Source organism: Rhizobium sp. Root1204, from assembly GCF_001424965.1.
Taxonomy (GTDB): Bacteria; Pseudomonadota; Alphaproteobacteria; order Rhizobiales; family Rhizobiaceae; genus Pararhizobium.
This window is the reverse complement of sequence record NZ_LMCZ01000001.1, coordinates 115,696-139,929: the sequence shown is the minus strand read 5'-3', so window position 1 is coordinate 139,929 and position 24,234 is coordinate 115,696. Positions and strand designations below refer to the sequence as shown.

Sequence of the window (24,234 nt, the reverse complement as noted above, 5' to 3'; positions counted from 1 at the left end):
GGTGACCTTAGATTCTCACACCATTTCAACAGCTTAGCGGAGGAGCCTTGAAATTCCCTCTGTTTTCCCATCGCGAGCGACCAGTGGATACCACCTTTGTGCCCTGGCTTTGGGCATCAATCAACTGGACTGTCGACGGCAATAATTTCCGCTTTCGGACCTCAAGTTTGCGGTGAGGCGGCCATAAAGCGCCCGGCAGCTTTAAGCCGTCATCCCGGCCATAATCGCCGTTCTTGCAATTACCTAAAAGCAGACATCGATACCTTGGTGTCGACATCGAGGATTCACTGGAACTGGCTGAGCATATCAAAATTTGACACAGTGCGGTCCCCTATTCAGCGGGGCCGCACCTTCTTTTTCTGAGGAGTCCTATTGGACTGCTGAGTTATCCCTCCGTCGAATCCTAATTTCGATCCGCCGCCGAGATTCGACATTTCCAGATTGGCCGGTTGTGAGTTTGTCGCCGGGCATGATGAGTTGGGCCGCAGATAAAGGAAGGATCGTCATGCCTGCCAAGGCCTCATTGTTACGGAGCACGCTGGCAACTGAAATTGCACGAGCCAGACCAAGTCCGGCATTGTCCGCGGGCACAAGGTCTACGATGGGGGTGTTTGCTGACACAACGCCGATGGCAAGCTTGTCCATGTTTGAGCCGGATCGGGAGAGCGGCTGCTCGTCAGTGTGGCCAATAACTTCCACGATATCCACGCCGTAGCGTTTCAAGTTTTCTGCTATCTGCGTGGAAATTGAACCACTGAGATCGGCGGTGAACTTCTTGGTCAGTTCTGCGCTACCCGATGTGAAGAAGTACCCGCTCGCTTCGCTGAGACTGATGATCGGAGGCCATTCGTGTGGCTTCGACGCCTGCTGAACTTTCGAAAGCTCGTCCTCTTTTTCTGCCAAGCGTCTAGTTAGAGCTTCAAGTGCTACTTCGAGTGTCTGCTCGCGGTCCTGAGAGGCCTGGGCAGCCAGCAAGGCGTCGACTTTTTTCTGGAGAGCGACGGGATCCGAAACATCCAGAGACCGTTGCAGGAGCAGTGCGACGCTTTTCACAAGTTCGTCGAGATCCTCGGCGTCAATGCCTTGCTTCTTTAAAGCTTCGACAATCTCGCGGCCGACCACGAGTTCCCGCCACTCTTCCTCAGCCTTCCGCTTGTCCACCAAGGAGAGCTGCGTCGCAAGTTTGGCCTGAAGCTCCACGTTGTCGCGCTTTCGTTGCTCCAATTCGGTCTTGACCTTGGCTACCTCACTAAGCGCGTTGCTTGCTTTAAGGCGCTCATTTGAGATAATCGCCCCGGTCACGAGAAGCAGGCAGAATACCAGAAGAAGCATGGACTCCGCCATGGTGAAGCCGAGAATGAGGCCACGGTTATATCCCTTTGCCTCGACTTTCGTGGCAGTGTCGGCCGCGCTCATCGATTGAACCAGCCGCTTTTCCTGGGCTTGTCATCGCCGGATTCGGTGCCCGTGGGTCCACCAACCTCCGACGCAGCAATCGCGCTCGCTGGTAGAACGGTCGCTGAGCCGTCGGGGATCGGATTTGGTAGCGGAGCCAGAACGATCTGCGCACGTTCCTCGGAAAGGCGCCGCGCCGCCGCTTCGATGCCAGAACTGGCCTTCTCTACAGACGTGGCAGCACGTCCTATGACCTCTGTTGCGCTCTCCAGGCGTCTCTCATGTGCAGTCGTCGACAACGATATATCGGCAAGCCGGTCTGCGACCGACTTCATGCTTGTCGTGTTCGTCTTGAGTGATGATATCACCTCGGAAAGCTTCTCGGCATTCTTCAAATGAGCGCCCGTCGCCGCTTTTGTTGCGGCGAGGTTCTCCTGGAGATGGCTAATTAGTACGGAGGCAGCCATGTTCCCCGTTTCCGTCGCAGCGGCGATGGCTTCCCAGCGCTGAAGCGTAGCATCAATGGTTTGGGTGGAGTTTTCGGAAGCCAAGGTCGCGGCGTCGAGTTTCGTCGCGATCGCGCCGAGGGTCGTATTTGTTGCCTTGAACGGAGCAATGGCCGCAAGGATCTTCTTGACGGTCTCTTTCGTTACGGCGGCGTTGCCGTCGATCGCTTTGGCATGTTCGGTCACGATGGCCTGCAGGGATTCGACGACGGGCGTGACCTCGATCTTGAGAATCTCATCCGGCGATCGGGCATCTCTGAACTTCTGAATAACGCCATCGACTGCGTCGCCCAGCTTGTTGGTTCGCTCCTCGATCGTAGACACTGAGCCTTGTAGCTGCTCGCTCATTTCAGCGACCATGGCAGCATTGCGAGCGGCGTAATCGCAAATTTTTTTGTGCGTGCTGTCCAGCGTCGAGCTGAGTTTATCGGACGCTTCTTGGATCGATTTCGTCGCTTGCAGAGCCATGGATTCGATCGACGCGCGAACGGCTTCGCCGCTCTTTTCCGCCTGGCGCGCAATCTCCTCAAATCCTTCGACGAGCATCTGATGACTGGTGCGTCGGTAGCTCGAAAACTCCATGGCGGACGTGTCGAGTTCGGTTCGGACACGTCGTGTCATCTCAGCGAGATCGTACCGAACCGCCTTTTCTATATCGACCGGATCACGGCGCATCTGGTTGAAGAGAATGCGAAGCGAAATCCCCGCGATCGTCGATGAGATGGCAACCCCGAAGTTCCTAACGACGTCCTCGATCGAGGCTTCCCCGGTGAACTGATAAAGGGATACGCCGAGACTGGTCAGGGTGAACAGGAACCCCATGTAGTAGAGGTTGTCGCCCGCCTGCTCGTTGTGAAGGCTAAGGCCCGCCGCAAAGAACGAAATGACGAAGTAGATCGCCATCATACCGAGCGGGATCAGCGTGATGGTGACTGTGTCAACGCCGTAAAGCTTCCCAAACCAGATGATTGTGGAACCGACAAGCGTCATCAACGCAAACAGCATGATGGGGCCGTTGGTCCGGATCGAGCGTCTGATGTCCATGCCGGCACCCATTATTCCACTCCCGCCAATCTCTCGTAACCGATCCACTCGCCGCCATTTGCGGCCACCCATTTGAGCCAGAAATCGGGAAGCTCGTTCAGCGGCTTGGTATTCTCTCTTTGAAAGGCGAACACTTTGACGCCGACGCCATCGAGCGGACTTCTGAACTTGTCGCTTGCGCTGCTTTTCTCGAAGGCGGCGTAGTCCGTGCCGGACTTGTAGATGGAGAAGGCCGCAGTGTGCTCGACCATATCCGAGGCGACGATTAGGGTCTTAGGTTTGTCTTCGAGTTTGGCGTCGGAAAAGCTCTCCACCACGATGCGCTGAATGCCTGCCATGATCGGCGATTGCTTCCCCTCGGAGCCTTCGCCAAGTAGCTCGCCAATATTCTGGAGAGGCTTGTTAAAGCCTTCCTCCCACCGCATTTGAATCCGTTTGCGGTTAGATACCAGCTCGTCGGCGTCAGCACCGTCGCCTGGATTGCAGCCTCTATAGGTGCGGGTCAGGGCGCCTTCGCGGTCGGTGAGCGCATAGACCTCGATCAGTCCACCCCTTTCGACATCCGTAATCGTCTTCTGAAACTGCCGCTTCAAATCGACCTTGGTGATATCTGCGATTGGGTCCGTCGTATCTAGGAGAACGGCCGTGATGGAAGTCGGACCGGTCGTCGGGCAATATTCTGCATTCAGGGGCGGAAACTGCTCCGATCGATCGCGTAGATAGAAGTAGCCGACCACTGCTCCGATCATGATCAGAACAAGCAAGACCGCCCCCATTAGGCCACCGAACGATACGTCGGTCTGCTTTTTACGCCGCCTTCTGGCCATTGGTATTCTCCGAGAACAGATCGTCGAGCTGATGATAGGCGATGACGGCACTCTCGAACTCTTGTCCGATCTGCTGCATCTGCCCCGCAAGTTCGCTTTCAGCCGCCTTTATCTGTGCCGCCAGCTCCTTGTCGTTCCAATCGTCGCCGGTATCGATAACGGGTTTTCTGCGCTCGAGGACGAACTGCTGTGCGAAATATTTCGGCGCCGCCTTGGTCCTGGCCTGTCGATTGGCGTCACGATAGATGGTGAGAAGCTTTCTTGCGCAAGTTTCGAGACGATCCTGCTGTTCGCTGAACAGACGCACGATCCGGGCGCGGTTTTCGATGATGGACGCACATTCGCGGCGCCGGATAGTGAGGTCACGGATGATCGTCTCGACCTTAGTGTTGTGGTCGTCGCGGATTTCTTTCAGCTCTTCGATCAGCTCCATTTTGTGGTCGACATAGTTCTGCCGCGCCTTGACGTACCGGGTATGGACGCCACCGTAGCCAGGATAGATGTCGCGAATGCTTAGGACGTCGAACAGCGCGATTGCGGAGAACATGAAGCCGGTCGCGAACAGGATCCATGAATCAATATCCTTCAGGAACAACGGATCTGTCTTGAGACGTGTCATGACGGCAGCGCCGATTTGAGAGGCCGTGTCGGAAGACGCTTCTCGGTAGTGAGCCATGGCGAGATTGACGCCGAGCGCGAGGCAGAGCCAAGCGGTGATCCCCATCAATCCAACCAACTTACGAAACAGTGAGCGATGAACGATGTTGGGAACGAAGAGCCAGGCCAAGAGCACGGTGCCACAGACGTTCGCAACGGCGAACCCGAACGCCAGGCCGACGCCTCCCACGAGACCTTGGTCGCTGCCTTGGGCCAAATAGATGCCGTTGACAACGGTTTCGCCCACGAGCAGCGCCAACACCACAATCCACTTTATGATGGTCGCCATTTCGGATTTCGTCTGTGCGACCCGTTTGAGGCGGTTACCTTTCCTGAACTCCGCCAGTTCGTCATCAGCCTCTCTAAGGCTTCGGCGGAGCCCGAACAGTTCGTCGCGCCCGCCGGCAACTTCTGCTCTGAAGTCCGTAAGGCTCGAAATGTTGGCCTGACGGATCCTTCCAAAATGCCCATTGAAGTCGAGGTTCTGCATGCGCGTGGCGTACGTATGAAGCTGATCCTCAAGAACCTGATAGGAATCGTCGCGTTCGGTCTCCACGCGGCTGGCCACGGCTTTTTCAACTTCGTCAAGAGCCTGGGCAGATGATGCCGGTTTTTCCTCAGCTCCGTTTTCGGCGCCCTTTTTGACGAGCTCCATCGTTTTCGCGAGCTTCTCAGCGTCAAGTGGAGGAAAAGGGTCCGTGGTGATCCGGAAATCGTGGTTTGATTCACGAACGCTATCGATGAGGCGGTTCAGTGCTTCGAAGGGTTTGGCCATATCAATTCACAAGGGTTTCGTTGTTTCTAACATAAGGCAGGCAATGCGGTCTGATCATTCGTGACCCCATAGTGGAGCTCGCCAGCCGGCCGCAATGGCTTCTTCTTCGGTGCAGAACCATCGCTCGCCCTTTGCCACATCGATTCTTGTCTTTCCGTAGTCCTTGGACCAGGGGACATGGTAGATTCGCTCGTGTTTGCGGTTGATGTTTCCCTTTATGGGGCAGGCGCGATCAGGGGCGGCGGAGAGCGATGATTTCCATTTGTGCGCTCTGAAATCCCAAGCCGTTTCGGTGGGGGCCTGCCAGATGCCGACGCCCCGACGGCGGGCCGCGTCTTCGGCTTTGACGTAGTCTTGCGAATATTTGCGAAATGCCCACGCCATCCCTTGTTCAATCATCAGCGCATTGATTTCTACGCCGGCCGCAGTGCAGACAGCAATCGTCCGACCGTATGCGTCGTGGCCACGGTCATCGCATTCGACTGATTTTCCGCCGGTGAGTTCCTCCATCACCCGGATGGAATCCTGTCCACATTTCCATGAGCCACCGTCACGGCCCGCGCACACCTGCGCGGCTTCCGGTGCATCGATGCCATGCAGGCGATAACGGATTCCGCCAACGTCCAGGGTGTCTCCATCGACAACGTGAACCGGCGATCCGGCAAAAGCTTGAATCGACTGCGGCATAAGTATCGCCACGCAAAAAAATAGAATTTTCAACATTGCCCCCAACGTCCCGCGGGAGACGCTAGAGCAAGTTGGTTGTGATCTCAACAAGATAAACAATTTCAGGGTGATATCACCTGGAAGATTCCCCGCGCGGGCGCCGGGGTTCACGGGGCCATGAGTGGGCGGTCGGTATTAGCGACTGTTGGAGTACGTGCGGAATACGATTAGTCGCCAGCAACGACAGTTCTGCTCGTCGTCCAGCCGGTTCCGCCATCCTCAATCTGAACACGATTCAGCCTGCTCGTTGCTCGTTCACCTTGATTGGAAAATCGCTGGCAACGACCGAAAGGATCGGATGTTGAGTGCTTGGACAATCACAGCGGTTGACATTGGTGGCAGTGTACATCCGGGTTGAGGCGCGAGCATGAGAGTTCGCGTGCTATTCGATCTCGCAATCGACAGTAAGCTTCGAGGATGCAATCTCGTTAAAATTAAGATCGGCACCATTGTCTCGGCCATGAAATTCGAACCCGCGCTATGGTTGTTCAGCAAAAAACCGGTCGCCCGGTACAATTCGAGATCACGACAGAAGTTCGGGCAGGCCTACTCGCGTGGCTCCAACGGAGAGGCGGAACGATTGACGATTACGCCTTTCCCAGCCGAGTCGACCCAACCGATCATCCAAGCACCCGAGAGTATGCGCGATTGGTCGATGAATGGGTGACAGCGATCGGACTGGGGCGCGAAGACTACGGTACGCACTTCGGCGAACGAAGGCCGCGATGATTTACAAGGCAACGGGCAATCTTCCGGCGATCCAAATATTGTTAGGACATACCAAGATTGAAAATACGGTCAGATACCTTGGTATCAACATCGAGGATGCACTGGAACTGGCTGAGCATATCGAGATTTGACACAGTGCGGCCCCGTATTCAGCGGGGCCGCACCTTCTACGCCGGCGGCTTCGCGCCTTCTAAATCGTCGTTCAGACCGAATCCCGGATTCCCTAAACGCAGATGGTCTGCTCAAGTCGACTTGATGGCGATTCATGGGGGCTTGTGGACGGTCGCTCTTTCAATGAGAAGCCGACCTGACGAACATCCATCGAGAGACCGCACGCGCTGCGAACGCGACCTACGACGACTAGCCGCCGCCGGGTCAATCTCGAAATCCGAGCTCGCGCGGGTCATGTAAGTTTACGATGCGCTGTAAATTCGGCATGCCGGACGCCGGATATTGGGGAAAACTTTCTGGAGCATGTTCCCAGGCCAGTTTGAACGTCTAGTACTGATCTAGTGGTTGGATTTGGGGAGTTAAGACGTGACGGAAGAGAGTTTAGCTCCAACCTTCAAGTCGCACCGTGATTACTATCATTTCCGACGCGAGGTCGTGACGTCACGTCGTTTCATTCGGTCTCCGGAGACGGAAGCATTTCTGCAAGCCGTCGCGGCGACCTGTCATGCCCGAGAGAGTGTCGTCAACGTGGGCGCGGGATTAAAGCGCGCCCAAGTGGCACATGGCCTGAGTCCGATGTATCAAACCAGCGAAGACGGTGAAGACATCTACATCGACGATATCGAGTGCGCAGCCAACAAGGCCCGCATGATGCCTTTGCGTGACCGGGCCGGCGACGGGCGCGTGAACCCCCGCGGCATACCCTGTCTCTATATGGCGACAAGCGACGCCACGGCAGTATCGGAAGTCAGGCCTGCCATCGGCGCTTACGTGACCGTCGCCCGTTTGAAATGCTTGCGCGAATTGAAAGTGATCGACTGTAGCGTTCTCGCGGAAAAGCAGTTCATATACTTCAAAGAGCCAGAACGCGCGGAGATGGAGAAAGCCGTCTGGTCGGATATCGACAGGGCATTTTCAGCGCCGGCCGATAGGTCCGACGATGCAGCGGAGTACGCTCCCACACAGATCCTCGCGGAATTGTTCCGCTCCCTCGGTTACGACGGCGTGGCGTACAAAAGCGCGTTCGGCGAGGACGGCTACAATGTTGCAATTTTCAATATCGACGATTTCGAAGTCGGGAGGTGTCGATTGTTTCAAGTAAAAGACATTACGCACAAGATCACGCTGCAACCCGACTGATGTCGGCAAATGGGGCGCACAGGTGCCACCGCTCCGGGACGACCAATGGCAGTTTTCAGAGATCCATGCATCACCTCTTGACGACCAAAATGGGGTCGTGAGCTGCCGATCGGCAATGCGCCTTCCTTTCGGTCATAAAACTACTCTTGATGCGCACCTTAAAGCAGACATTGCCCATCGTGACGACATGGCACAGATGACCCATCAGCAGAGAATTCAGTCGGCTCTTCCCGCTAATGTCGAAGTCGTTGAAAGCCGTCGTTGTGCAGCCATCGGCGAATGGTGATCGACACCATGCAGTTTTCTAGGGCGCATCGTCGCGGCTGACGAAACATTCAAGATGAGGCATGTATTCGAGATAGTCTCCCTGGTGCTTGTCGCAAGGGTAATCAGCGACGAAGCAGCCATGGCCGCATAACTTAACGAAATGCCCTCCGGCAAACCTGGCGCGGTTCAATCCCTTAAGTGGGCGTAATTATAGGTGGCATTTCCTTTGTTGCCACAACCTCGCACTTCCTTCCTTCTCCTGAAGGGTGGGGTGATCGAAGGCGGCTCGGTTTTTCCCTTAAGTGCGTGGTAATTGATTTGAGCGTGTGAGTGTCCGTTTTTCGACGTCGGATATCGGTTGCAGTTCAGTTCTCAATATGCGGTTATGGCGCTGGGGTTACTAACCCTAAGATTTCGGAAAGCCAAATGACCGAAGGAGAAGACCAATTTCTGAAGCGATCGATCCAGAGTACGTAATCCACCGTCCGTGGCTTGGAGACCTCTACGAAAATGGCATCGAAGGCCGCCGCGTCATGATCGTCGGCAACTCCCACTGGCTTGGCGAGGATGAGCCAGACGACAGAGAAGTTACCGAGGAGGTTCTCGAAAAGGTCGTCTCAGGAGAATACAATATCCCATTCTTCAACCACATCCGCGATTACTTCGGCTTCACGAGCCACTCTGATTTTTGGAGTCGAGTCCTATTCATGAATTATGCTCCGTGGGCGATCGGCGAAGGGGAAAAGCGATACGCTCACCTGAGCGGGCCGATGGTGCCAGTCGCGAAGTCACGGCTTGAGGATGAGATTGCCAAACATACGCCCGACGTGGTCTTTGTATTCAGCAAGAAAATTCAGTGGGCGCTACCGGATATGACCTATGAGGAGATTGACGTCCCTCTCGCTGGTTCGCGACTGGGTGTATTGCCGACCACCCCCTCCACCCGCATCTTCCTTCTGAGGCATACGCAGGGCGCCCCAAAGCGAAAGATGATCGAGACGGTAGCGGCAGGACTCGACATGCCCTCTCCATAGACAAAGGAAAGCAGCTCCTTCTTGTCTCGTCCCCGCATTCTAACGCGGTCGATGTTGCGAGGTAGGTAAGCGCCGGTCTGATGTCGAAAGGCGAAGGAACCGGGGGACGAAGAAGGTAAGAACGCTATGTGAGACTGGAGCGCTTCGAGATGAAGGTCTGCGGTAGCCGCTGCCGTTTCGTGGCGTAGCGGCGTACCCTCGTGGTCTGCCGTAGCCGTGCCTTGAGGGCGTCGATGAACAGTGCCTCGCGGCCAGGCAGGTAGGAGGCGTTTCGGGCTAGAACAGCTCAATTAGATAGTCCAGTAATGCGCGAACGGCGGGGTTGGTGCGGCGTCTCTCGGGCCAGACTGCCGTGATGTTGTGCCGCTCCACGGCGAAGTCGGACAGGATAGCGACCAACTCTCTTCGCCTGAGCCAGGGAGCGGCCATGAAGGCCGTTGCCATTCCGATGCCAGCGCCTGCGGCGATCGTCGCTAAGCCAGCCTCGCTCGCATCCGCGATCACGCCGGAGGACGGCACGATTTCGATCTCACGATCGCCAATCCGGAAAGGCCAGCGAAACACCTGGCCGGTGTTTTGGTAACGCAGATTTACCGTCTCGTGCGCTTCCATGTCATCGGGGTGTTTTGGTGTGCCTTGCAAAGCCAGATACGCGGGCGAAGCGTAGCAACAGAGCCGATGGGGCGAGAGCCGTCGCGAGATAAAGCGCCACCGGATCACCCGAAGACCCGGATCGACTGAAGTCGGCGATCCGGGCCAAAGCCGAAAGAACGTCATCATGCTGATCGTGACGGGGCGCATGTACGTCGATCATCTTGAGCTCGCCCAGTTCCTCCGCGATCTGGAAGTGCTTGCGGCAGCAATGCGACACCGTCGCGGCCACATCGCGTATGACTCCGCGGTGGCCGACCCGCTGGCCGGACGATTGCTCGTTTCGGAGCGTTGGTCAGATCAATCCGCGCTCAGCGCTCACCTCGATGCCGTCGACACCGTGGCACTCGTCAGCCGATGGCAAGGTCGGATGCGCGGAGACGTTCGCAAGTACGATGCCTTGAACGAACGCGATGCCACGGAAACATAAGTTGGGTTGAATCTGCTATTGGCCGAACTTCGAAAACTGTAGCTCATGCCCATGTCTGCTTTCGCGTTTACGCAACCGACTTCAGACTGTCCGCTGTCGGCCCCATTGCGGTCCTTCGGGTGCCTGCTCCCTAATTCTAAGAGCCGCCGTTCGTTTCAGTAATCTCCGATTGTTTCTGTAGGCTCATTACGGCACACATGCTTCCGTCAGTGTGGATGCCACTTGTTTACTCAGATGGAACCCTTGAGGTCCCCCCTAGTCATTGCTCTCCTTTGCGCACGCATTCGAGTCCACCCAGCGTGGATGTTGATTTGATTCTTCGTTCCGAAATAGCGCGTACTTAGGCTAAATCGATTGGATGCGCGGTAATCAAAATAGGTGGTAGGCCGTCTCCGTGATCATTCCAAACCGTCCTAATGCAATAACTGCGGCCATTCGGCATCCCGACAAAGCAGTCAACGACCAGCTTTATTCCGAACGCATGTTTCTCTACTGAAGCGACAGGATTGCAAGCAGCGTGCTCTCGCATCGTTTCCTTAAATGACTCAATGTCTTCGCTTTTGTGGCCAACGCCTTCAAAAAATTTGGCCTTCGCCGCTCCTATTGGATGGTTGCTGTTGAGAAGGTAGTCAGCGACCTTATTATCGGCGATGCGAAGTTCTTGGGGGTTCCCAATCCACGATTGCTGGCCTAGTGGCTGCCGAGGCGGGGTGTCATGCATCGATCGGCTCCAGATCACTCCCGAACACCGTTACTGTCAGGGCCGGGGCAAGCGAAACCTCAACCTCGTATGCATCTCGCGACGGATAGCTATCGACGATGACTCCTTCGGTGCCTGCGGGAATATCCGTTCTCGCGGCCGTGAAGGCACGCCGCAGCCTGACTAGGGAATGTGCGGCAAACCGATGGCCCGCTCTCCTCCGGATAATGTCCTCAATTTGATGGGGAGCAAACGCTACGTCCCAATCCCAGCGACCGAAGCCACCTGAAGTATTGATTGCCCTGATCCACTCGTCGAGCGCGAGCCTCTTTGCCTTGTCCTGCGGGCTGTCAGTGCCCTTGACTTCCAGCGCCAGCATCGTCCCACCTGTGAGGCGGACGAGGAAATCCGGAACATACCGTCGCCGTGAACCGGCCCACATGTAGTAGATCTGGAAGCCGAGATGATCGTTCTTGGCATAGGCGATGACGTCGTCGCGCTTCTCGAAGATGTTCGCTGCATGTCCCTCCCAGGATGAGTCTCCGACCAGGTCGCTGATATGCGACTTGGTGGTAGGAAAGCACGGCTTGGTGGTGTACCAGGTCCGCATCTGGCCGGTGGCGCCGATCGGGTTTTCCTCGTCGAACACCGGCGTCAGACGTTCCGTGTTCTGCTCGGTCACGTTGCTCAGAACATGCTGAACGACAAGGTCGATGTTCAGTGCGATCAGAATCCGCCGCCGAAGCGGGTCGGAGTGGAACAGCGACGGAATGTCGAGGCGGTCGGAGTGGAGGAACGCCTCGACGATCCTGACCAACTGCGCCGCAAGATACTCATGGTTACCCGAAAAACCGTGGCTGAGTTCGGCGAAGGCCTTCCGCGCTGCCTGAAAGACGAGACGTTGCAGACGAAAGCCGTCAGGCAGTTTCTCGAGGTCGATGGCTGTCACCTTGCCCATGTCGGTCGCGCCGCCGAGCGCGGGGGCCAATTCCGCGCTGATTGGCGTGCTGGCAGGGTCGAGCACGAGCCGTGCTACCTTGCCCCAGTCCATGGCAAGCTGCGGCCTCACGACCGTTTCAACCCGCAGCACGTTCGGCCAGCGAAGTTCCAGGTGGGTCCGCTCGGGCAGGACTTCGATCTGAGTGGTTGGCTTCGGAGGCGGCGGAGCCTCCCCGCCTTCGCCTGTTTCCGAAATGGAAAGCGGCACACCGAAAACGTTGACGTATTCGGGCAGGAACAGACCATTCTCGTCCGTGTCATAGGACACCCGACGCAATCCGCGCCCGACGACCTGTTCGCAGAGCAACTGTGAGGTGAAGGCCCGGAGACCCATGATATGCGTGACGTTCTTGGCGTCCCATCCCTCCGACAGCATCGCAACCGATATGACGTTCTGCAGATCCTGTCCGGCCGCACCCCGCTTTCCGACGTTGTCCACGATCTCACGCAGCAGTTCTTCCTTCTTCAGGGCGCGGAGCTGCTGGCGGCGGGTCTCGGGGATGGTCGCAGCGTCGATGATTGCCTTCAGCCGCGCCTCGTAATCCTTGTCGGAGGTCGCGGTCTCGCCGATCTCAGCCTTCTCCAGCACCTTGGAATCGACCCGGAGCGTCCGGGTCGGCGCGTGCAATTCCGGCCAGTGCGCGTCGCCCTTGTTGAAATAGGTCTCGATGCGGGCTGCGGTTTCAGTGCGGTTGCAGACCGTCAGCATGACCGGCGGGGAATGATGCCCGGCCTCCTGCCATTGCGCCCGGGTTTCCCGCCAGTCGGCGCCGAGCAGCGTATAGGCGTCCTGGACCAGCTTCGGCAGCGCCTCATGCGCTTCGGCCTTGCGGTTAAGATCTTCGGAAACGGTCGGGTCGCGGTAAATGTGGTAGAGTTTCGAGCGCAGCGTCTTCGCATCCGGAACCGCATCGTCCCTGACCACCACGCGCGGAGTCTTCACCAGCCCGGCCTCGATCGCGTCGTTCAGGCCAAAATCCGAGATGATCCAGTCGAACAGCGCCGTATCTGTGCTCTTCTTACCCGTCGGCGCGAAGGGCGTGGCCGACAGGTCGAAGCAGCGCTGGATGCGCCGGGTCTTGTGGATGCGGTCGAGCCCCTCAATCCAGCGCGTTGCCTCGTCGAGGTCGATGCCATGCTCCTCGGCGTGCTTCTTACTAATCTTCACCTCGGGCGGCTTACGATAGGCGTGGTGCGCCTCGTCGTTGATGACGATGATGTCCTTGTGCGCCGCCAGCTTGCCCAGCACGCGCCGTGTGAAGGCCTCGTCGGATTCGCGCCCCTTCTTCACCACCGAGCGGTCCGCTTCCTTCAGCGGCATCAGCGTGTGCCAGTTCTCGATCATCACCTCCGCCTGGTTCAGCTTCTGGCGCAGGGCCTCGGACGGGCACAGATTGAATTCGTCGTAATAGCTGCCCTCGCTGGGCAATAGCACCCGCAGCCGTTCCTTCACCGTCAGGCCGGGCGCCACAATGAACACGGCGCGGCTAAAATCCTTGTTCCGCTTAGGATAGGTCAGGGCGTTCAGCACCTGCCAGGTGATGATCATCGCCATCACCGTGGTCTTGCCCGCGCCCGTCGCCATCTTGTTGCAGAGCCGCTCCCAGACGCCACCATCGCCTGGGATCGCGATGCCCTGTTTATAGGCCTCGGCGCCTTCGACCCACCAGATCAGCGTCTCGATGGCCTCAAGCTGGCAGAAATAGAACGGATGGTGTCGCGCTTCGCGGTCGTGCCAGTGCTCCAACAGTTTGCGGGTGACGATGGTCACACCGGGCCAGCCGTCCGCGCGCCACTGATCCACGCGGGTGCGGATCGTGTTCACCAGGTCCAGCACCTCGGTGCGCTTGGTGTTGTTGCGCGCGTCGAAGACCTCGTAGCTTGCTGGCCGCCGTTCAGACTTGATCTCCAGCTTGCCGCCCTTGGCCTCGACCCAATGTTGCGCCGGTGAGACGAAGGGCGAATTGATGATGAGGGACATGGGCTTATCCCTCCAGCGACATGATCTTGAGTGACTCGATCCCGCGGTCGTCCACGATCTTGACCGCAATGCGCCGGTTCTCGCCCGCCTCGAAGGGCAGCGAGACTGCGCCGTGGAACTGCTCCAGCAGGTCGTCGTCCAGTTCAGCCCGCACGGTCTTGCGCAGGCGGTTCCAGCCGCCCTTGGCATCTGCCATCGGGAAGAACACCTGATGCGGCATCAAGGATCGGTTGTCGTAATCCACGTCCAGCGACCACATGGCGATCTGCTTAGTGCCGCCCGAAACCAGATCGCCTTTGCGCGGATCGAAATAGTCGAAGCCGTTGACCTGAACCTCCCACAACCCGTCCTTGCGCTTGCGCAGTTCCACATCGGGCTGGCCCATCAACCAAAAGGACTGGTTGGAACTGCGGCCTTTCTTAAGATCCTCAGTCAAGAGGTCGGTGTTCATCTGCGCCTTGAGAAGCGTCACGCCAGGCCAGTTCACCTCGTCGATGTCCTTCGCGGCCTCCGGGTCGAAGGTGAAGGCGCAGAACAGGATGAATTTCGGCGACGGGCGCAGCGTCTCGGCCTCGGTCAGCGCCAGTTCCACCTGCCGCTGCTCCAGCGCCGCGTGTTCGGGGCCGAAGCTGACGACGACGCGTTCGCCGGTCTCGGCAAGCGATCCGCTGGCGTGGATGTGTTTCAGCCCTGGCAGCGTCTCGAACTCGGCGAAGCGGAGCATGGCGCCGCCCTTGCCGCGCACGCCGGTCTTCAGGAGTTCGTCGCGCCACAGCGCCTGGCGCGAGGTCTCGCCGGAGCGGGCGACGGTCTCATCAGCGTCTTGCGGCGGGATGCTGTCGTCGAGCGACAGGACGGTGGGCGCCGGCACCGCCTCGACCGAGAAGGGTCCGCAGATGCGCAGCTTGGATTTGTCGATGCGCGGTTTGTCGTAGAGCGTTTCCTGCTCGGCATGGTCGGCGATGGACTGGTCCATGCGGCGCTGCATCGCCTGCCGTGCGGTGTGGAAGGCATCGAATGCCGTGCGGGCAGCCTTGGGCCAATCGTCGGGCCAGCCGAAGGGCACCTCCCATTCGTGCAGGGTGTCGCCCTTGGCGAAGTCCACCGACTTGCCCTTGCGCGCGCCTTGAGCGGGCTTGATGGGCTTCGGCGGGGCAGCCGTCAGAGCAGCGTTCAGGTCTGCCAGCGCCGCCGCGATCTTCGGGTTATCCTCGCTGTAGATCGTGTCGATGTCGGGGTTGTTGGCGATGCTTTTGAGCGTGATGTGCGGCACGGTTTTATAGTCGAAGCCGCCCCCCAGCCCCTCATGCGGATAGCGCAGCGCATAGTAGTCGAAGCTGGCGGTCATCAGCCGCTGCTTAGCCAGCGTGATCGCCACGCGGGACGTGTCGCAGGTGATCCAGCGCCGCCCCCATTTCTCGGCGACAAAGGCGGTGGTGCCGGAGCCACAGGTGGGATCGAGCACCAGATCGCCGGGATCGGTGGTCATCAGGAGGCAGCGTTCGATGACCTTCTCTGATGACTGAACGACGTATACTTTGTCGGCCATGAAGCTCGGCATAACGTCCCCCCAATAGTCATTGTATGGGAAAACGGGGTAGTCATCCAAATAGCGCACGTAGCCAGCACTTTGAGCACCTGCCTCGATGCGCCCTGCTTTCATGAGCCTTGCCATGCCAGATTCGTTGGTTTTCCAGGTCGCATCCATGGATGGCGTCACTGAAAAACCATCGACCTCAATTGGAAACCAACAGGCAGCACCTTCGCCCTTTTGACGGCCGCCGCTTTGGCTTGTGATATTATCTCTGCAATAAATGCGCCCCTGATCAGCATTCGCGGCGGTAAGGCGTTCGCTGCTTCCGTTAGAGCGTTTGAGCTTATTATATCCGGAGCCCCCAACCTCGCCCGGACGTTTTTCTCGAAGTGGCGCCCGGTATTTTGCGCCTCCGGGTGACTTGGAATACCAAAGAATGTAGTCGTGAACACCAGCCAGCTTTTCGCCGGTTGTAGTCGACGTTTTCACAAATGTGATCAGTGAGACAAAGTTCTTGGTGGTGAATAGCTCATCGAGGATTTCCCGAACATGGTGCAAATTCTCATCCGAAATCTGCACGAACACCGACCCGCTCTCGGTCAGCAGTTCCCGCGCCAGCATCAGCCGGTCGCGCAGATAGGTGAGGTAGGAGTGGATGCCGAGTTCCCAGGTATCCCGGAACGCCTTGATCATTTCGGGTTCCTGGGTGAGGTCTGCATCCGAGCGGTCCTTCACGTCGCGCTTGTTGGTAAAGGGCTGGAAGTTCGACCCGTATTTGATGCCATAGGGCGGGTCGATGTAGATCATCTGCACCTTGCCCCCCATGCTCTCCTTGGTCAGGAGCGAGTTCATCACCAAGAGGCTGTCGCCCGCCACCAGCCGGTTCGACCAGCCTTTTTCGTGATGATAGAAATCGAGAGCCTGGCGCAGCGGCAGATTCTCGAATGGCGCAGCAAACAGGTCCGGCTGTCGCCATTTCGTCGCCGCGTCCTTGCCCTTCAGACGCTTTGCCGCCTTAGCGAGGATCGTCGCCGGGTCCACCCGTTCATGGACATGGAGCGAGACAGTATCGACCGCGACGCTGGTCCGCTCAGCCTTACCCGTCCAGTTGAGATAGGGCGCCTGCAGCCGCTTCAGTTCCTGCAGTGCGTCTCGCATTCGCTCCGGATCGTCGCTGGCCAGCGCATCGTCGATGAGCCGTTCGATCCCGGCCCGCGCCGAGTCAAAATTCAGCACTGGGTCGAGATGCGGATCATAGGCCCAGACCGTCTTGTCGCCATCCGGATCGGTGCCGGCATGGACCATGCCCACCTCGGGGTTGTTCACCCGCGTCTCGCCGTGGCGGTAGGACAGCACCTGCACCGGGCCGTCCGGCCGGCGCGCGACCTTCTTCCCAGCCTTAGCCCGTCGCTGACGCGAGGCGGCTTCTTCGGTATGGGTCAGTTCGAACCCGTCGTCCTCGTCGCTCTCATCCTCGTCCAGATCGCCATCCTCATCGTCCGGTTCACCTGTGACACGGAAGATCGACCCGCCACGTCCGTTGCCACGCCCCAGCACGCCCTCATCTATCAGCGCATCGCGCACGGCGATGTAGTCGTCTTCGGCAAGGTCCGACATATGCTCGCGCAGCAGCGCCAGCATGGCCCCGTCGCCAATCGTGGAACCATCTTCGGGTGTCAGGGACAGGATCAGGTTGGAAATATCAGACATGGGGGCCAGGAACTCACGAAACCGTCTTGTTTTCCATTACCTATCGCGATGGTTGTCAGTTTGCACCTAGGAATTTAATTTCCTCATGCCCGATCGAAGATCAGAAGGCGAGCGAGTATGCGAACGCCGGTTCGGCGAAGCTGCAGCGCAGTATCGAGGGTTGTCGCAAATGGCCGCTAAGGGCCATAAGTGACGCCGCTCCAGTCAACGCGGAACGTCTGCTTTGCCCGCTGCCCTCCAACAAATGGCCTGACCGGTTGCGGCCTTAAGCTGACGTGGGGGCTGGGCCGTTAACCGACTGCTTGCGTCCACACGTTTGTCCTTGAGTTTTGGACCGGCGACTTCATGTATTTGTTGGTTTCGGTTGCCCCCACGATCCTGGTCTCAATAAAGACAAGGAGGTGTCTCATGGAAAAGAAGAAGTCGCTGTGGAGCCTGTTGAATCCGATGACATGGCTTTCAGCCATTTTCGGGCCGATCCTGCGATTTTTCGGGATGCTCTCGCCACCTGCGACGGAGGGGTTCCAGAATATTCAAAGAGAAGACGTCGAAGAGGCAGCCGAGAACGCGAAGCGGACTGAGGAGGCGATCGACGCGATCATGCAACAGATGTCGCCTGCAGAAGTGGTTCGAGCGTACGGTCGCGCAAATGCCGAGACCCGTGCAACGATGGATCTGTCTGCGCTTGATCTCAAGGGTCAGGACTGGCTCCTCAGCCTTTCCGACGAAGATCTCGACCTGCTCGGCATGTCGACGACGGCTGCTTGCGCAAGGAGCTTGGAGGCCAAGGCTGTCCTGCCTGCCTATCGTTCTCCTCAGCCTGAGTCAGAAGCGCCCAAGATCTTGTCGATCCCGAGCGCGGAAGATGAGGACGATTGGAAGCACAAGTACGTCTCCGAAAAATTCAGGCAGGTACAGCGGGAGCTTTGGCTATCGCCCAGCGTTCCCAATCCGGAGCCGCGTCACCTCCCCAGCACACTGCATTGACACCCAGTCAGCCTTCATCTTGAAACCGCCCGAGGTCACAGCCGGGCGGTTTTCGATTTCGTACTTGCGGATAGCGTCCCAAAGCTCCGGGATCTCGTTGAGAATCCCCCCCCAGCGCACGGCCATAGCCTCGTCGGAGAGATTGTTGCGGGAATCCATCTCAGGCAGCTCCGCGATCACGGTTGCGTTCGATGTGCGCCTGACGCTGCGCCAGCGCGACCCGCAGACGGCGGACTTCGGCCTCCAGGCTTGCCACGTGACGTACGGCACGCATAGCAACGCGGCCCAGCTCGTCAGAGCGACCGCGAGCTTCGACGAGTTCCGTCGCATATTTGTATGCGGCGCGGCGCTCCTTGCGTTCCTCGGCTGCCTGACGGCCCGCGGCGGCGGCTTCAGCGAAGGTGGAGGCGATGCCCATCGTGATGAGCGTGAGCTCTGCGGCGGCGGCTCCGGCGGGGTTGCGGCTTGTGAACATCGACATACGCGGCACTCCTGATGAACTCGGGAGCATATCGATACACGGACCCGATTCGTTTGAGAGCCCGCAATCTCTTGGAAGAGTTAAGAGTTCACGATCGCACTCATGCAGAAGTCCGTGAGGTCAGCGAGGCAGCTTCCGGAGCGATGCCGAGTTGCTGCCGCGCTGTTTGCATCGCGTACACCGGAGGCATTCGGCGATCCGCGATAACAACGCCCGGATACCGAGCACTCGCCGGATGTCGCGGCGTGCGATCTGGCCAAAGCGACGGCAGCGCGGACACCAGCCGACGATGACGTACCATTCTGGCAGGCGATCGAGGGTATCGTACGCGGACATCGGCTCGCTTCGGCGACTGCCTTCTCCGACCGTGTATCCGACGTTGTTGGCACGCAGAAGATCGATGCCCTTCCTGTGCTTCACGACACCCGCTCATATTGCGGTTTCCACCCGCGCCCGATGCCCTTCGACATCAAGCTGCTCGCGATGTGGAGTTGGTCGCGCAGAAAATCGGCGTCAGCGAGCAATTCCCGGATCGCGGCGAGTGCATCGCCATCGAACGCCTTGAGTACAGATACGGCGAGATCCACGTCGGCAGCCGACTGGGTGCCAGTTTCTGCGTCCGGGATATCGAGAGCTAGCTGCTGAGCCATGAGAGCCTTCGTAGGAATGTTACCCACGTCAACGACTTTGTACCTGTTTTGTTCTAATTGCTTCAGAAGTCAAGCGGTGTCTTTCGGTCTGCCGTAGCGATCCGGATATCTCGTGACCTTGGCCTCGGTGATTCCAGGTTTACGGTCAACGGGATCTCGGTAGAGAGCGCGCGCGGTTTCGACTTGGATCCAGAATTCGGCGTCGTCCTCAAACATGTGACAATACCGAGCAGAGCGCTCTTCCGGCGGCAGCGCGAGCCAGTCGTCGTAGCAGACGATGTCGTCGCCGGATGGATCTCCGAGAATCCATCTCATGCGAAGCCAGTCGCGCAGAGTATCGTATTCGTCGTCGACCATGGTCAGGAGCCGTAGCCGGTGAGAATGATGGCGTCGAGGACCTTGCTTCTGGCTCCGCCGGCAGCAATCATAGTCATGCGTGCTTAGCTCAGTTGGTTAGAGCGGCCGATACGACGGTGTCGGAGGGTCTGCGGTTCGAATCCAAAACGCGCTTTTCGAAGACGTGACTGCTCAGCGAAATCGAGACGCCCTTGTGGCATAAGAGTAAGCAATCGGAAGGCGGCATGGAGAGATCCTGCCGCTTTTTCTGAGTCTTAGGGCTTGCCGTACCGAACCCGGGATTCCGACAAGTAGACGTGCAGCACGCGATCATCTGCATTCATCTCTCGTGTCAGGTCCATCTGCTCATCGACGTGCAAAGAAAGGAAGCGCTCGTACTCATCAGCGCGCGCCGAGTCGAACCCTTCGTCGAGCGGAAGCCACTTCAGCCTGAGCCTCGTTTTCAGTTCGCTTTCTTCTGCTTCGTTCATCACATACTCCGGATCAATCGGTGTCCGTGGTACCCGTTCGCCCTCGGCGTCGATCTCGAAACTTGCAGTAGGCCGTGTTCTGATGGCAGCGGTATAGAAAACGGTATGGCCTCGATCGGCAAGTTTGTGGACAAACGCTGATACCGCCTGATCAAATCGAAAACGGTATGAAAACGGTATAACTTGTACGAGAGGCTTGAAGTTACGGCGCCTTAGCTATCGCACCGCTTCGTAAACAACTGAATTCGCGAGGTTAAAATGGTGCCCGGAGGCGGATTTGAACCACCGACACGCGGATTTTCAATCCGCTGCTCTACCAACTGAGCTATCCGGGCATCCTGCCTTTGCGGGCAATGGTTCCGCTTTCAGAACCGTGGGGCGTTGGTTTCGCCCCGGAAGCGAGCGGGGTTATAACATCTTGTTCGGCGGTGTCCAGCACCAAATGACGTTTTTTCGACAGGAAAATGTCATTTGATGCAAATAATTGAAAAACAACGGATATCCCGCGAAAATCCGGGCGTTCTCAATCCTCGCCGTTGGCTTTTGATTCATCGTCGGCGACTGGAATCGCATAAGAGCCGGTCAACCATCTGTTCAAATCGACATTGCGGCAGCGGTCAGAGCAGAAGGGGTAGTGTTCGCGGTGCGACGGGCGCCCGCACTCGGGGCAGGGCACGGTCTTGCGCAGTGGCGCCACGTTGGAGGCGCCCTTGGTTTCGTCTGAGCTCATGGCCTTAGCCCTTCATCCAGCTGTCATGCACGTCGTAGCCTTCGCCTGAAAGCAGACTGACGGTCTCATAGAGCGGCAAGCCGACGACATTGGTGTAGGAGCCCACCAGCTTGACGACAAAGCTGCCAGCAATGCCCTGGATGCCATAAGCACCTGCCTTGCCGCGCCACTGGCCGGACGCCAGATAGCTGTCGATGTCGTGACTGGAAAGGCGCTTGAAACGAACCTTGGTGTCGATGACCTTCTGGCGCACCGTCTTGTCCGGCGTGATCAGGCAGACGCCGGTATAGACGCGGTGGCTGCGACCGGACAGAAGGTGCAGCGCGCTTGAGGCTTCGCTGACCAGTTCCGGCTTGCCAAGGATACGGCGGCCGACGGACACGACAGTATCGGCGGCGAGGATATAGCTCCCCTCCCAGCCGGGCTCGCCCTTGATGGCAGCGAGCGCAGCTTTGGCCTTTTCGGCAGACAGCCGCCAGGCGAGCGAGCGCGGATGCTCGGTGCGCTTCGGTGTCTCGTCGAGATCCATCGGCATCAGGCGCGCCGGCTCGATGCCTGCCTGCGCAAGCAGTTCGACGCGCCGCGGCGAGCCGGAAGCCAGGATCAGCTTATGTGTCAATGCCATCGCAACAGGGCCATCGATCTCGAGTTTGCGGCTGAGGCCGCACTGCGCTTACTTGAAGCGATAGGTGATACGGCCCTTGGTCAGGTCGTAAGGCGTCATTTCAACCAGGACCTTGTCGCCGGCGAGAACGCGGATGCGGTTCTTGCGCATGCGGCCAGCCGTATGGGCAATGATTTCATGCTGGTTTTCGAGCTGGACGCGGAACGTTGCATTGGGAAGCAATTCGGTAACGACGCCCGGGAATTCGAGGACTTCTTCTTTCGCCATGTAGGATATGTCTTTCTGTGCTTCGGTAGAGGCGCGTGCCGCGCCTTTTAAAAATTTGGCGGAAACTACACAATCGCCGCGGTTTTGTGAACAGCAGCGGCTTCATTTTCCGGTTTGGTCAGCGCCCTATGCCATCTTATCCGGCATTTGTCCAAGCAAACGATGCTTGAGCAGGCTGGCAATGTGATTTCGAACCTCGCGATAGGCCGAAACGATCTGCTCGCGGGTGCCGGTGGCCACCGTCGGATCCGGCGTTGGCCAGTAGACCACATCGATCGCCATCGACCGCGTCAGTTCCAGTGCCGCATGATGCGCTTCGGGCGCCAGCGTGACGATAAGATCGAAATAGTCGTCTTCCAGTTCGTCTAGCGTATGCGGCTGGTGCCGCCCTGCCGTCAGCCCGATCTCCTCCAGAACCACATCGACGAAAGGATCGCGCTCTCCGGGGCGAACCCCGGCCGACGCGACATAGGTGCCTTGTGGCAACATCGCCTTTGCCAGCACTTCCGCCATCGGTGAGCGGATCGCGTTCATGCCGCACATGAACAGCACCGATCCCGGCGATTTGACGCTCCGCTGCGGCTTGTTGGGGGAAGCAGCGACCGTCACCGTCATCCCCGCCAGTAGAGCACACACACCAGCGTGAACAGACGCCGCGCCGTATCGAAATCGAGTTTGATCTTGCCCGACAGCCTGTCCATCAGCGTCTGCGAGCCCTCATTGTGAATACCGCGCCGCCCCATGTCGATCGCTTCGATCTGGCTTGGCGTTGAGGAACGGATCGCCTCGTAATAGCTTTCGCAGATCATGAAATAATCCTTCACGATCCGCCGGAACGGTGTCAGCGACAGGATATGGGTGGCAACCCCCGCGTCGGTCTCGGTGGTAATCGCGAAAACCAGCTTGGAATCGACCAGAGACAGTTTGAGCCGGTAGGGGCCGCCGATGTGGCCGGCCGGCTCGAAGAAATTCTCCTCGATCAGATCGAAGATCGCAACCGCCCGTTCATGCTCGACATCGGGCGTCGAGCGGCCGATGGTTTCGTCGAGCAGGACATCGCAGAGACGGTGGCTGGATGTCATCCCTCGCCCCCGAGATTGAGGCGGATGGCAACCGAGCGCGCATGGGCTTCCAGGCCTTCTGAGCGGGCAAGCGCGATGGCGGCCGGTCCGAGATCGCGCAGCTGGTCGGCGCCGAGCCGCAGGATCGAGGTGCGCTTCATATAATCAAGCACGCCGAGGCCGGAGGAGAACCGGGCGGAGCGTGCGGTCGGCAGCACGTGATTGGAGCCGCCGACATAATCGCCGATCACTTCCGGCGTGTGGCGACCAACGAAGATCGCACCGGCATTGCGGATTTTCGGGATCATCGCATCGGCGTCGGCGAGGGCAAGTTCGAGATGTTCGGCGGCAATGCGGTTGGCGAGCGGCACGGCCACGTCAAAATCAGGCACCAGGATTACGGCACCAAAATCACGCCAGCTGGCGCTCGCCGTTTCCGCCCGGGGCAGGGTGCGCAGCTGGCGCTCGACCGCGGCCTCGACCGCGGCCGCAAAGGCTGCGTCGTCGGTAATCAGGATCGACTGGGCGCCAACATCGTGTTCGGCCTGGGCCAGAAGATCGGCGGCGATCCAGTCCGGATCATTGTCGCGGTCAGCGATCACAAGCACTTCCGAAGGGCCAGCGATCATGTCGATGCCGACAGCGCCAAACACCTGGCGCTTGGCGGCGGCGACATAGGCATTGCCCGGGCCCATGATCTTGGCGACCGGGGCGATGGTTGCCGTGCCATAGGCAAGGGCCGCAATCGCCTGGGCGCCGCCGATACGGTAGATTTCCGAGACCCCGGCCATGCGGGCGGCGGCGAGAACGGCCGGATTGATCACGCCACCATTGGCGGGAACGACCATCACGATGCGCTCGACACCCGCAACCTTTGCCGGCAGCGCATTCATTAGCACCGAGCTTGGATAGCTCGCCGTGCCGCCCGGCACATAGAGACCGACAGCATCGATCGCCGTCCAGCGCGAGCCGAGGCCGACGCCCATTGAATCCTCGTAAATATCGTCTTTGGGCCGCTGGCGGGCGTGATGCGCCTCGATGCGTACGGCGGCGACCTTAAGTGCGCCCAGCACTTCGGAGGGAACGGCGTTGATAGCGGCATCAATCTCGTCCGCCGTCACCGCCATGCCGGTAACAGCGAAATCGAGGCCGTCGAATTTCCTTGTGTATTCGGCCAGCGCCACGTCACCGCGCAGACGAACGTCATCGATGATCGTCTTGACCACGGCGTTGACGTCTTCGGACACTTCCCGCTTGGTCGTCAGAAAGGCTGCGAATTCGGCTTCGAAGCCCGGGGTCAGATAGTCGAGACGGATGGCCAATGGAAACG

22 protein-coding genes, 1 tRNA gene and 2 pseudogenes are annotated in these 24,234 nt (G+C 58.5%); 5 read left to right on the top strand and 20 right to left on the bottom strand.

The window, feature by feature from the left end:
- Window positions 1-369 precede the first annotated feature (369 nt).
- Genes ASC96_RS00725 through ASC96_RS00705 form a run of 5 tightly spaced genes read right to left on the bottom strand, consistent with a single transcriptional unit; the run spans window position 370 to window position 5,927 of the window.
- The gene (locus tag ASC96_RS00725) at window positions 370-1,416 is read right to left on the bottom strand and encodes an OmpA family protein (protein ID WP_060500402.1); all 1,047 of its coding nucleotides are present in this window, start codon (window positions 1,414-1,416) and stop codon (window positions 370-372) included.
- Complete coding sequence (locus ASC96_RS00720; protein ID WP_244481783.1) at window positions 1,413-2,945, bottom strand: methyl-accepting chemotaxis protein; 1,533 nt, start codon at window positions 2,943-2,945, stop codon at window positions 1,413-1,415. The genes ASC96_RS00725 and ASC96_RS00720 overlap by 4 nt, the downstream gene beginning before the upstream one ends.
- Before the next feature lie 11 nt (window positions 2,946-2,956).
- A complete protein-coding gene (locus ASC96_RS00715) occupies window positions 2,957-3,772 on the bottom strand; it encodes a hypothetical protein (protein WP_060500399.1) in 816 nt (271 codons plus the stop codon).
- A complete protein-coding gene (locus ASC96_RS00710; protein ID WP_060500397.1) occupies window positions 3,753-5,204 on the bottom strand; it encodes a hypothetical protein in 1,452 nt (483 codons plus the stop codon). The genes ASC96_RS00715 and ASC96_RS00710 overlap by 20 nt, the downstream gene beginning before the upstream one ends.
- A gap of 54 nt (window positions 5,205-5,258) precedes the next feature.
- Window positions 5,259-5,927: a thermonuclease family protein gene (locus ASC96_RS00705; protein WP_156397336.1), complete on the bottom strand. Its 669-nt coding sequence runs from the start codon at window positions 5,925-5,927 to the stop codon at window positions 5,259-5,261.
- A gap of 370 nt (window positions 5,928-6,297) precedes the next feature.
- On the opposite strand from ASC96_RS00705, the pseudogene ASC96_RS34330 reads away from it, so the two are divergent.
- The 3 genes and pseudogenes from ASC96_RS34330 to ASC96_RS00685 all read left to right on the top strand — a co-directional run.
- Window positions 6,298-6,790, top strand: a pseudogene (locus ASC96_RS34330) (tyrosine-type recombinase/integrase); the annotation flags it as partial.
- Between the two features lie 406 nt (window positions 6,791-7,196).
- On the top strand, window positions 7,197-7,970 hold the full coding sequence (locus tag ASC96_RS00690) for an RES family NAD+ phosphorylase (protein ID WP_156397334.1): 774 nt from the start codon (window positions 7,197-7,199) through the stop codon (window positions 7,968-7,970).
- Window positions 7,971-8,770: 800 nt separating this feature from the next.
- Window positions 8,771-9,271 carry a hypothetical protein gene (locus ASC96_RS00685; RefSeq protein WP_060500391.1) on the top strand — a complete coding sequence of 167 codons (501 nt, stop codon included), beginning with the start codon at window positions 8,771-8,773 and terminating at the stop codon, window positions 9,269-9,271.
- Window positions 9,272-9,547: 276 nt separating this feature from the next.
- Here the strand turns inward: ASC96_RS00685 and ASC96_RS00680 are convergent.
- Window positions 9,548-9,973, bottom strand: a pseudogene (locus ASC96_RS00680) (substrate binding domain-containing protein); the annotation flags it as partial.
- Between the two features lie 76 nt (window positions 9,974-10,049).
- Between ASC96_RS00680 and ASC96_RS00675 the strand changes: the two are divergent.
- A complete protein-coding gene (locus tag ASC96_RS00675; RefSeq protein ID WP_060500389.1) occupies window positions 10,050-10,352 on the top strand; it encodes an antibiotic biosynthesis monooxygenase in 303 nt (100 codons plus the stop codon).
- A gap of 340 nt (window positions 10,353-10,692) precedes the next feature.
- On the opposite strand, the gene ASC96_RS00670 is transcribed toward ASC96_RS00675, so the two are convergent.
- The 3 genes from ASC96_RS00670 to ASC96_RS00660 are packed head-to-tail and all read right to left on the bottom strand — an operon-like array spanning window position 10,693 to window position 17,276.
- Window positions 10,693-11,073 (bottom strand): DUF6883 domain-containing protein, encoded by a 381-nt coding sequence (locus tag ASC96_RS00670; protein WP_060500387.1) that lies wholly within the window; start codon window positions 11,071-11,073, stop codon window positions 10,693-10,695.
- A complete protein-coding gene (locus tag ASC96_RS00665) occupies window positions 11,066-14,032 on the bottom strand; it encodes a DEAD/DEAH box helicase family protein (RefSeq protein WP_060500385.1) in 2,967 nt (988 codons plus the stop codon). The genes ASC96_RS00670 and ASC96_RS00665 overlap by 8 nt, the downstream gene beginning before the upstream one ends.
- 4 nt (window positions 14,033-14,036) lie before the next feature.
- The gene (locus ASC96_RS00660; RefSeq protein WP_060500383.1) at window positions 14,037-17,276 is read right to left on the bottom strand and encodes a site-specific DNA-methyltransferase; all 3,240 of its coding nucleotides are present in this window, start codon (window positions 17,274-17,276) and stop codon (window positions 14,037-14,039) included.
- 408 nt (window positions 17,277-17,684) lie between these two features.
- On the opposite strand from ASC96_RS00660, the gene ASC96_RS00655 reads away from it, so the two are divergent.
- The gene (locus ASC96_RS00655; protein WP_060500381.1) at window positions 17,685-18,263 is read left to right on the top strand and encodes a hypothetical protein; all 579 of its coding nucleotides are present in this window, start codon (window positions 17,685-17,687) and stop codon (window positions 18,261-18,263) included.
- Between the two features lie 160 nt (window positions 18,264-18,423).
- Here ASC96_RS00655 and ASC96_RS00650 read toward each other — a convergent pair whose 3' ends face one another.
- The 11 genes from ASC96_RS00650 to hisD all read right to left on the bottom strand — a co-directional run bounded on the left by ASC96_RS00650 (window position 18,424) and on the right by hisD (window position 24,226).
- A complete protein-coding gene (locus ASC96_RS00650) occupies window positions 18,424-18,744 on the bottom strand; it encodes a hypothetical protein (RefSeq protein ID WP_060500379.1) in 321 nt (106 codons plus the stop codon).
- A gap of 416 nt (window positions 18,745-19,160) precedes the next feature.
- Complete coding sequence (locus ASC96_RS00640) at window positions 19,161-19,394, bottom strand: hypothetical protein (RefSeq protein ID WP_060500375.1); 234 nt, start codon at window positions 19,392-19,394, stop codon at window positions 19,161-19,163.
- Window positions 19,395-19,463: 69 nt separating this feature from the next.
- Window positions 19,464-19,751, bottom strand: coding sequence for a hypothetical protein (locus ASC96_RS00635; protein ID WP_060500373.1), 288 nt, complete (start codon window positions 19,749-19,751; stop codon window positions 19,464-19,466).
- Between the two features lie 254 nt (window positions 19,752-20,005).
- Window positions 20,006-20,221, bottom strand: coding sequence for a hypothetical protein (locus tag ASC96_RS00625; protein WP_060500371.1), 216 nt, complete (start codon window positions 20,219-20,221; stop codon window positions 20,006-20,008).
- A gap of 259 nt (window positions 20,222-20,480) precedes the next feature.
- Window positions 20,481-20,556 (bottom strand) — tRNA-Phe (locus tag ASC96_RS00620).
- 188 nt (window positions 20,557-20,744) lie between these two features.
- The gene (gene yacG / locus ASC96_RS00615; protein WP_060500369.1) at window positions 20,745-20,951 is read right to left on the bottom strand and encodes a DNA gyrase inhibitor YacG; all 207 of its coding nucleotides are present in this window, start codon (window positions 20,949-20,951) and stop codon (window positions 20,745-20,747) included.
- A gap of 4 nt (window positions 20,952-20,955) precedes the next feature.
- Complete coding sequence (locus ASC96_RS00610; RefSeq protein WP_060500367.1) at window positions 20,956-21,576, bottom strand: Maf-like protein; 621 nt, start codon at window positions 21,574-21,576, stop codon at window positions 20,956-20,958.
- Between the two features lie 48 nt (window positions 21,577-21,624).
- The gene (gene infA, locus ASC96_RS00605) at window positions 21,625-21,843 is read right to left on the bottom strand and encodes a translation initiation factor IF-1 (protein ID WP_037105236.1); all 219 of its coding nucleotides are present in this window, start codon (window positions 21,841-21,843) and stop codon (window positions 21,625-21,627) included.
- A 126-nt stretch (window positions 21,844-21,969) separates the two neighbouring features.
- Window positions 21,970-22,458 carry a low molecular weight phosphatase family protein gene (locus ASC96_RS00600; RefSeq protein WP_060500366.1) on the bottom strand — a complete coding sequence of 163 codons (489 nt, stop codon included), beginning with the start codon at window positions 22,456-22,458 and terminating at the stop codon, window positions 21,970-21,972.
- Window positions 22,455-22,925: a UPF0262 family protein gene (locus tag ASC96_RS00595; protein WP_060500364.1), complete on the bottom strand. Its 471-nt coding sequence runs from the start codon at window positions 22,923-22,925 to the stop codon at window positions 22,455-22,457. The genes ASC96_RS00600 and ASC96_RS00595 overlap by 4 nt, the downstream gene beginning before the upstream one ends.
- Entirely contained in the window at window positions 22,922-24,226 is a 1,305-nt protein-coding gene (gene hisD, locus ASC96_RS00590) for a histidinol dehydrogenase (protein WP_060500362.1), read from the bottom strand. The genes ASC96_RS00595 and hisD overlap by 4 nt, the downstream gene beginning before the upstream one ends.
- Window positions 24,227-24,234: the final 8 nt, after the last annotated feature.